8 protein-coding genes are annotated in these 7,980 nt (G+C 70.4%); 1 reads left to right on the forward strand and 7 read right to left on the reverse strand.

Annotation, left to right across the window (positions count from 1 at the left end; all coding sequences use genetic code 11):
- The 7 genes from ABZ260_RS41490 to ABZ260_RS41520 form a co-directional block, all read right to left on the reverse strand.
- A partial coding sequence (locus ABZ260_RS41490) for a hypothetical protein (protein WP_355628717.1) occupies positions 1-481 on the reverse strand: 481 nt, incomplete at its 3' end.
- Entirely contained in the window at positions 481-1,422 is a 942-nt protein-coding gene (locus tag ABZ260_RS41495; RefSeq protein ID WP_343962563.1) for a glycosyltransferase, read from the reverse strand. The genes ABZ260_RS41490 and ABZ260_RS41495, both read right to left, overlap by 1 nt.
- Positions 1,419-2,351: a sulfotransferase gene (locus ABZ260_RS41500; protein ID WP_355628720.1), complete on the reverse strand. Its 933-nt coding sequence runs from the start codon at positions 2,349-2,351 to the stop codon at positions 1,419-1,421. The genes ABZ260_RS41495 and ABZ260_RS41500 overlap by 4 nt, the downstream gene beginning before the upstream one ends.
- Positions 2,352-2,627: 276 nt before the next feature.
- Positions 2,628-3,890, reverse strand: a complete 1,263-nt coding sequence (gene cysN / locus ABZ260_RS41505; RefSeq protein ID WP_355628723.1) for a sulfate adenylyltransferase subunit CysN — start codon at positions 3,888-3,890, stop codon at positions 2,628-2,630.
- A gap of 79 nt (positions 3,891-3,969) precedes the next feature.
- Positions 3,970-4,884, reverse strand: a complete 915-nt coding sequence (gene cysD / locus ABZ260_RS41510) for a sulfate adenylyltransferase subunit CysD (protein WP_355628726.1) — start codon at positions 4,882-4,884, stop codon at positions 3,970-3,972.
- A 19-nt stretch (positions 4,885-4,903) separates the two neighbouring features.
- Complete coding sequence (locus ABZ260_RS41515) at positions 4,904-5,671, reverse strand: 3'(2'),5'-bisphosphate nucleotidase CysQ (protein ID WP_355628729.1); 768 nt, start codon at positions 5,669-5,671, stop codon at positions 4,904-4,906.
- On the reverse strand, positions 5,671-7,026 hold the full coding sequence (locus ABZ260_RS41520) for a sugar transferase (RefSeq protein ID WP_355628735.1): 1,356 nt from the start codon (positions 7,024-7,026) through the stop codon (positions 5,671-5,673). The genes ABZ260_RS41515 and ABZ260_RS41520 overlap by 1 nt, the downstream gene beginning before the upstream one ends.
- A gap of 234 nt (positions 7,027-7,260) precedes the next feature.
- Here ABZ260_RS41520 and ABZ260_RS41525 point away from each other — a divergent pair, with 234 nt between their 5' ends.
- Positions 7,261-7,794 carry a 3'-5' exoribonuclease gene (locus tag ABZ260_RS41525; RefSeq protein ID WP_355628732.1) on the forward strand — a complete coding sequence of 178 codons (534 nt, stop codon included), beginning with the start codon at positions 7,261-7,263 and terminating at the stop codon, positions 7,792-7,794.
- The last annotated feature ends 186 nt before the right edge of the window (positions 7,795-7,980 follow it).

Genomic DNA, 7,980 nt, shown 5'->3' on the forward strand with positions numbered 1-7,980 from the left:
GCTCTTGGCCCAGATGGAGCGCAAGGACGTGGTCACCCGCGGCCTGTACGACGTGGCGGGCTTCCGCGCCGACGCCGACTTCATGTTCTGGTGGCGACCGGTGGTCGGTGGCGGGCGGGATCGACATCACGGCGTGAACGGCCTTGCCCGTCACGGACGGGGCGATCTGCGGGTCGTAGCGAGACGGCGCCGAAGGATGCCCGGTGACCTGCCCCATCACGGTTGGGACCACCGGCAGGTCGTAGCGGGCGGTCGCGCGCGGACGATCGGCGGCCCGCCCCACCTCCGACGGAACGACGAGCAGATCGTGGCGAGCGATCATTGACGGGCGTTCGGCACCCCGCCCCGGCAGGGGCGGGGCGACCTGCGAGCCATGGCGCGCGAGCACCGGCAGGCGTTCGACGGCCTGACCGGCCGAGGGCGGGGCGACCTGCGGGCCGTAGCGGACCGTCACGCGCGGACGCTCGGTGATGGGCGCCATCAGATGCCGTGCCCTCGGTGGTGCAGAACGCTGAGCAGGGTCCGCGCGGGGACCAGGCCGGCCGCCACCGCGAGCGCGATGGGTGCCCGGGGCTCGCCGTGGCGGGCGGTGAACGCCCGCCAGGCCCAGCGGCCCGCCTCCCGCCGCTGGCCGAGGGCCGCGTGGTGGAAGGCGAGCTGACCGTAGACCCGCGCCGCGCCGCGCGGATCCACGGCCAGATCAGGGTGCCGGGCGAGCATCCACTGCAGCCCGGCGATCCGGTCGGCCCAGCGGGCCACGTACGAGGAGCCCCCCCAGCGCACCCGGACCAGAGGCCGGTCGACGTGCACGATGGGGTGCTGGGCGGCGGCGCGCAGCGCCAGGTCCCAGTCCTCGTTCTGGCCCTTGGGGGCGCTCTCGTCCACCCAGAGCCCGCCGCGCCGGAACACGAACGTCGAGGAGTGCACCATCACCATGCGCGAGCGCACCAGGTGGCGGTAGGTGACGCGACTGGTCCCCGCCAGGCGGGGAATGCGGCGCGAGCCGTACTCGACCTCGATGGCGCAACTGGAGAAGCGGGCGTCCGGCTCCGCCTCCAGCGCGGCGACCTGGGCGGCGACCTTGCCGGGCAGCCACTGGTCGTCGTCGTCGCAGAAGGCGACAAGATCGGTGCCGAGGGCCGCGATGCCGGTGTTGCGGGCGCCGGGCAGGCCCGGGGTGAGCCGGTTGGCCATCACCCGCACCCCGCGCGAGGGCGCCCCACGCCGGCCGGGTGCCAGTGCCCTGCTGGCCAGGAGGTCTGCCACCTGGTCGGCGACCCAGGCCGGATCTCCGCCGTCCACGACCACCACCACCTCGACGGGGCCGGAGTGGTCCTGGCCGAGCACCGCGAGGGTGGCCGCGCGCAGCTGGTCGGGCCGGTGTCCCCGGGTGGGGATGACGACACCCACCGATGTGTTCACGCGAGCCTCCTGTGATAGCCGTACTTGATCATGAGGGGCCAGGTCAGCGCGGTGACCAGGCGCAGCTGCCGGGACCCCGCGGCGGCACGCCAGCTGTCGTCCCTGGTCAGCTCGGTGCGGCCGACCGTGAAGCGGATGGGGTTGCCCGAGGCGGTGTGCGCCGTCGAGAGCTCCGCCCAGCTGCCCGATAGGAAGTCGAGGCGGCAGGAGAGGCCGATCCTGGCGACCAGGCGCCTGAGCGTGTCGGCGGGGGCGCCGAGCAGGTCCTCATAGCGGACCCGGGTGACCGGGACGCCCCTGCGGGCGAGGAGTCCGAGGCCGAGGTTCTCACTCAGCCAGTGCAGCGAGGTGCGGGAGGGTGACCAGTGGGTCATCGGACGCCCGTCCTCTGGACGCTCGACCCGCCTGCGCCAGGAGTGCGCGACCGCGCGGGGGTCGCGGACCACGTGAACGACGTGGACGTCGACCCCGGCCGCCGCCAGGCAGAAGGCCAGCGAGGCGTGCTTGCTTGAGTCGATCACGACCGGGCAGTCGGCGACCTCCCCCGCCGCGTCGTACAGATCGCGGTGGACGGCGACATACTCGTCCAGCTCAGCGGTGCCGGGCGTCGGCCACCTGCCGTTGCCCGCCCGCTCCTCGGCCAGCAGCCTGGCCAGGGTCGGGATGCGCCGGGTACGGTCGACGCGGGCCCTGAGCGCGATCATCCGGTGGGCCAGGTCCGCGGACCAGCCTCCGAACGCGCGCATCCCGACCTTGTCCCAGAAGGGACACACCCCGAAGGGCTCGCCGCATCCGCAGGCCTCGTCCGCGAGCACGCTCCTGGCCCAGAGGTGGACGACCTCGCCGAGCGGCACGATGCCGGGGACCTCCCCGAGCAGGCGCTCCAGCAGCGTGGTCCCGCTGCGGCCGAGGCCACCCAGGAAAACCACCCGAGCAGGTGACGGACTATCAGACACAGGCACGAATCCTTACCCGACGGATACGGAACGTGCTGAGGCTAGCGCGGAGCGTAACGGAGAGGTCAGAGAACGGACAAAGGATCTACCCAGCGGGTTCGGCGGCGCCTGTCTCCTGAACGGAGCGCCCCCGAAGCCTCGGCGCCGTAGACGGCCCGGGAACGGCGAACCGCCCGCGACCCGTGCCTGGCCCTCCCCGTTGTGCCGAGGGGAGGGGCTTGGGCTGCGGGCGCGGGCGGCGGGGTGGGACTACTTGGCGTCGACGATCATTCCGGCGCCGACCGTGTTGTTGGTGGCCTCGTCCACGAGGATGAAGCCGCCGGTGAGCCGGTTGCGGGCGTAGTCGTCCACGAACAGGGGCTGGGTGACGCGGAGCGAGACGCGTCCGATCTCGTTGAGGCCGAGTGAGGAGGCGGTCTCGTCCCGGTGCAGGGTGTTGACGTCCAGCCGGTAGTGCAGGTCCTTGACCAGGGCACGGGCCGTACGGGTGGTGTGCTTGATGGTCAGCTTGGCGCGCGGGGCCAGCTTGCTGGAATCCGCCATCCAGCAGATCATCGCCTCCAGTTCCTGGGAGACGTGCGGCTGGTTGTTCGGACGGCAGATCATGTCGCCGCGCGAGATGTCGATGTCGTCCTCCAGCCGGAGGGTCACCGACATCGGCGCGAACGCCTCGTCGACCGGCCCGTCGAAGGTGTCGATCGACGAGATGCGCGTGGCCAGGCCCGAGGGCAGGTGCATGACCTCGTCCCCCGGCTTCAGCACGCCTCCGGCGATCTGGCCGGCGTAGCCCCGGTAGTCGTGGAAGGCCGGGTCGGTGGCCCGCTGCGGGCGGATGACGTACTGCACGGGGAAGCGCACGTCGACCAGGTTGCGGTCGGAGGCGATGTGCACGTGCTCCAGGTGGTGCAGGAGCGAGGACCCGTTGTACCAGGGGGTGTTCTCCGAGCGTGACACCACATTGTCACCGTGCAGCGCGGAGATCGGGATGAACGTCAGGTCCGGCGCGTTCAGCTTGGAGGCGAAGGCGGTGAACTCCTCGCGGATCTCCTCGAACCGCTCCTGCGAGTAGTCGACCAGGTCCATCTTGTTGACGGCCAGGACCAGGTGCGGCACCCGCAGCAGCGTGGTGAGGAAGGCGTGCCGCCGCGACTGCTCCAGCACGCCCTTGCGCGCGTCGATCAGGACGATCGCCAGGTCGGCGGTGGAGGCACCGGTGACCATGTTGCGGGTGTACTGGATGTGCCCGGGGGTGTCGGCGATGATGAACTTGCGCTTGGGAGTGGCGAAGTAGCGGTAGGCCACGTCGATGGTGATGCCCTGCTCCCGCTCGGCCCGCAGGCCGTCGGTGAGGAGCGACAGGTCGGTGTACTCGGTGCCGCGGTCCCGGGAGGTGCGCTCGACGGCCTCCAGCTGGTCCTCGAAGATCGCCTTGGAGTCGAAGAGCAGCCGCCCGATGAGCGTCGACTTTCCGTCGTCGACGCTTCCCGCCGTGGCAAAGCGAAGGATGTCCATCAGAGGTGCTCTCCAGAGGTCGTACGGCGTGCGGCGCGGGACCGCGCGGGAAGAAGGGAGACGGGAGGGTGGGTGAGCACTAGAAGTAGCCCTCCCGCTTGCGATCCTCCATGGACGCCTCGGAGGCGCGGTCGTCGGCGCGGGTGGCACCGCGCTCGGTGATCCGGCTCACCGCGATCTCCTCGATGATCGCCTCGACCGTCGCGGCACCCGACTGGACCGCGCCGGTGCAGGTCACGTCGCCGACCGTGCGGTAGCGGACCGTCATCTCCTGGAGCGGCTCGTCCTCATCGCGGGTGATGAACTCGCTGTCGGCCAGCAGCATGCCGTCGCGCTCGAACACCTTGCGGGTGTGCGCGTAGTAGATCGAGGGGATCTCGATGCCCTCGCACCGGATGTAGTCCCAGATGTCGAGCTCGGTCCAGTTGGACAGCGGGAACACCCGGATGTGCTCGCCCTTGCGGATCCTGGCGTTGTAGAGGTTCCACAGCTCGGGACGCTGGTTCTTGGGGTCCCACTGGCCGAAGTCGTCGCGGAAGGAGAACACCCGCTCCTTGGCGCGGGCCTTCTCCTCGTCACGGCGGGCGCCGCCGAACACGGCGTCGTACTCGTTCTCCTCGATCGCGTCCAGCAGCGTCGTGGTCTGCAGCCGGTTGCGTGAGGCCCTGCGGCCGGTCTCCTCGACGACGCGCCCGGCGTCGATGGAGTCCTGGACGCTGGCGACGACCAGGCGCGCGCCCAGCTGTGCGGCGCGGCGGTCACGGAACTCGATGACCTCCGTGAAGTTGTGGCCGGTGTCGACGTGCATCAGTGGGAAGGGAATCGGCGCGGGCCAGAACGCCTTCTCCGCGATGCGGAGCATGACGATGGAGTCCTTACCACCGGAGAAGAGCAGACAGGGACGCTCGAACTCGGCCGCGACCTCACGCATGATGTGAATGGCCTCTGCCTCGAGGACGTCGAGCTGCGACGTGGTGTAGTCGCGCTGAAGCATCAAACTCTCCTAGCGGGGATTAGCGGTGCAGATCCCGGATTCCAGCGAGCAACGTCGGCGCTAGTCCCGGTAGGGATACAAGGATATCCGGCAGCGAGGGGTCGGGCTGGTTGTAGGCCAGCTGCGAGCCGTCGATGCGGCTGGCGTGGGCCCCCGCGGCGAGGGCCACCGCGACGGGCGCGGCGGAGTCCCACTCGTACTGGCCCCCGGCGTGCACGTAGGCCTCGACCGCTCCGGTGAGCACCGCGGAGATCTTGGCGCCCGCCGACCCGATCGGTACCAGGTCCGCGCCGACGAGAGCGGCCAGTTTCTGGACGAACTCCGGCGGGCGGGTCCTGCTGACCGCGATCCGCGGCCTGGCGTCCGCCTCGGGGGCGGGCCGCACCGGAGGTTCGACGGTGGAGAGCGTACAGCCCTGGGCCGGTAGCGCGACGGCTCCGGCCGTCAGCGTGCCACGCTCCCAGAGCGCCACGTGGACCGCCCAGTCCTCGCGGCCCTCCTCGGCGAACTCTCGGGTGCCGTCCAGCGGGTCGACGATCCAGACCCGCTCGGCACGGAGCCTGCGCGGGTCGAGGCGCTCCTCGCTGGTCGCCTCCTCGGACAGCACGCTGTCGTCCGGGCGCAGCCGTGCCAGGGCCTCCATCAGGAACAGGTGAGAGGCGATGTCACCCTCCTTGCGCAGCTCGGAGGGGTTGTCGAAACCCCGCTCCGCGCGCAGGGCCGCCAGCTTCTCGCCGGCCGTCGTCGCCAACTCCGCGGCGAGTGTGTGATCGTCGCGAACGGTCATCAGTATGCTCCAGCTCCTCGCGCGACAGCCGACCAGGTCTTCCACAGGATCTGCAGGTCCAACATGAGGGACCAGCTCTCCACGTAACGCAGGTCCAACCGTACCGATTCCTCCCAGGACAGGTCAGAGCGACCGCTCACCTGCCACAGACCGGTCATGCCCGGCTTGACCAGCAACCGGCGGCGGACATCGTCACCGTACCCGGCCACCTCCTCCGGTAGTGGCGGCCGGGGGCCCACCAGGGACATGTGTCCCAGCAGCACGTTGATCAGCTGGGGCAGCTCGTCCAGCGAATGGCGGCGCAGCCAGGCGCCCAGCGGGGTCACTCTCGGATCGTTCTTGATCTTGAAGAGCGGGCCCTGTCCGTCACTGGACAGAGTGATCTTCCGGCGCTCGGCGTCGGCGCGCATCGTCCGGAACTTGTAGATCGTGAACTCGGCGCCGTCGCGGCCCACCCTCGTCTGCCGGAAGAACGCCGGCCCGGGCCCGGAGGCCCGCACGGCCGCCGCCACTCCCACCAGCAGCGGGAGCAGCACCGCCAGCAGCACCCCGGCGCCGATGCGGTCGAACAGGTTCTTGACCACCTGGCGCAGGCCGGAGATCTCGGGGTGATCCACATGCAGCAGCGGCAGCCCCGCCGCCGGACGGATGGTGATCCGCGGCCCGGCCACCTCCATCAGCGCGGGGGCCACGACCAGGTCCGTGTCGGTCTTCTCCAGCCGCCAGGCCAGTCGCCGCAGCGCCACCCCGTCCATCTCCGGGCAGGCGAGCACGGCCACGGTGTCGGCGTGGACCTGCCCGACCGCGAGCGCGACGTCGGAGAAGTCACCGAGAAGCGGCACGCCCTCCACGTCGCCCATCCCGTCGCGCGGGGCGCAGGCCCCGACGACCTCCATGCCGTGGTAGCGCTCCCGGCGGAACCTGCGGACCAACTCGGTGATCGCCACCCGGTGACCCACCGCCACCACCCGCCGCATGCACCTGCCCCGGGCCCGCCTGCGGTGCAGGGAGCGGCGCAGCCCGTACCGCGCCAGCAGGGTGAGCAGCGTCGTCAGCGGGAGCGCCAGCACCACGTAGCCGCGGGCCACATCGGTCTTGGTGAGGTAGGCGCCGACGGCGAGAGCGGCGGTGAGCATGAAGCCGCACTGGAGGATCCGCTGGAACTCCTCCGAGCCCAGGCCGATGAGCCGAGGCTCGTAGGCGCGGTTCAGCGCGATCACGCAGACCCAGACGGCGGGCAGCGCGGCGCTCAGCATGACGTACGGGAAAACGTAGGCGGTAACCTCGCCGAATCGAACGAGCAGCGCGAGGGCTCCGGCCAGGGCGGCGCAGACGGTGTCGGCGGCGAGGGCCATCGCACGGTGCCCCCGCACCCAGTCCGGCATGTGACGGCGCGAGGCCGGCACGACTCCGGCTCCGGACCCGGCCTGGACTGCGGTCACGTCGCGCACGCGCTCCCCCTGCGTAACCGTTCACGGACAGACAGTTACGTAATGGTAGCGGCGACAAGAGAGGCCCGAAGGTTGAAGACCGAAACGTACATATCTGTGGATGTCGAGGCCGATGGCCCCATTCCGGGACCGTATTCGATGGTCAGCCTTGGTATGGCGGTGGCCGGGCGGATGACCGGAAAGGTCTTTGAACCGGTCGATCCGCAGACCCGTACGTTCTACGCGGAACTGCGGCCGATCAGCGACGACCATGTGCCTGAGGCGCTCGCCGTGAGCGGGCTTGACCGGGAGACGCTGATCCGCGAGGGCCGCGACCCGGCCGAGGCGATGCGGGAGGCCGCCGCCTGGATCCGCGACGCGTGCGGGAACAGCACACCGGTACTGGCGGCCTACCCACTCTCCTACGACTGGATGTGGATTTATTGGTACTTCATGCGATTTGCCGGTGCCTCACCGTTCGGGCACTCGCGTTGCATCGACATGAAGACGCTGTACGCGGCCAAGGCGGGAGTGCCGATCGGCTGGGCGACCAAGCGGCAGATGCCCAGGCACCTGCTCTCCCAGCGACCGCACACGCACAACGCCCTGGACGACGCCATCGAGCAGGCCGAACTCCTCCAGAACCTGATGGCCCTGACCCCACACCCATCGCCGGCCCCAGAAGCCCCGTGAAGCCGCGGCCCCCCGAAGACGCGTCCAAGAAGCCTCCCCCGAGGAACTCCCCGCCAGAACGCACCCGTGAGGACGCGCCCGTGCTCCATCCCTGAGGGACTCCCCGTGAGGCCGCGCCGGCGACTGGACTGACTGTTATCGGCCTCGGCAGCCGGGCTCCGGAACCGTTCTCCGTGAACGTCCTTC

The organism is Streptosporangium sp. NPDC006013 (assembly GCF_040614275.1).
Classification (GTDB): domain Bacteria; phylum Actinomycetota; class Actinomycetes; order Streptosporangiales; family Streptosporangiaceae; genus Streptosporangium.

Bases quoted from the DNA above. Each gene is read 5' to 3' on its own strand.
- cysN (WP_355628723.1), bottom strand. From the start codon at position 3,890: ATGGACATCCTTCGCTTTGCCACGGCGGGAAGCGTCGACGACGGAAAG.
- cysD (WP_355628726.1), bottom strand. From the start codon at position 4,884: ATGCTTCAGCGCGACTACACCACGTCGCAGCTCGACGTCCTCGAGGCA.
- ABZ260_RS41515 (WP_355628729.1), bottom strand. From the start codon at position 5,671: ATGACCGTTCGCGACGATCACACACTCGCCGCGGAGTTGGCGACGACG.
- ABZ260_RS41520 (WP_355628735.1), bottom strand. From the start codon at position 7,026: ATGGCCCTCGCCGCCGACACCGTCTGCGCCGCCCTGGCCGGAGCCCTC.
- ABZ260_RS41525 (WP_355628732.1), top strand. From the start codon at position 7,261: ATGGTCAGCCTTGGTATGGCGGTGGCCGGGCGGATGACCGGAAAGGTC.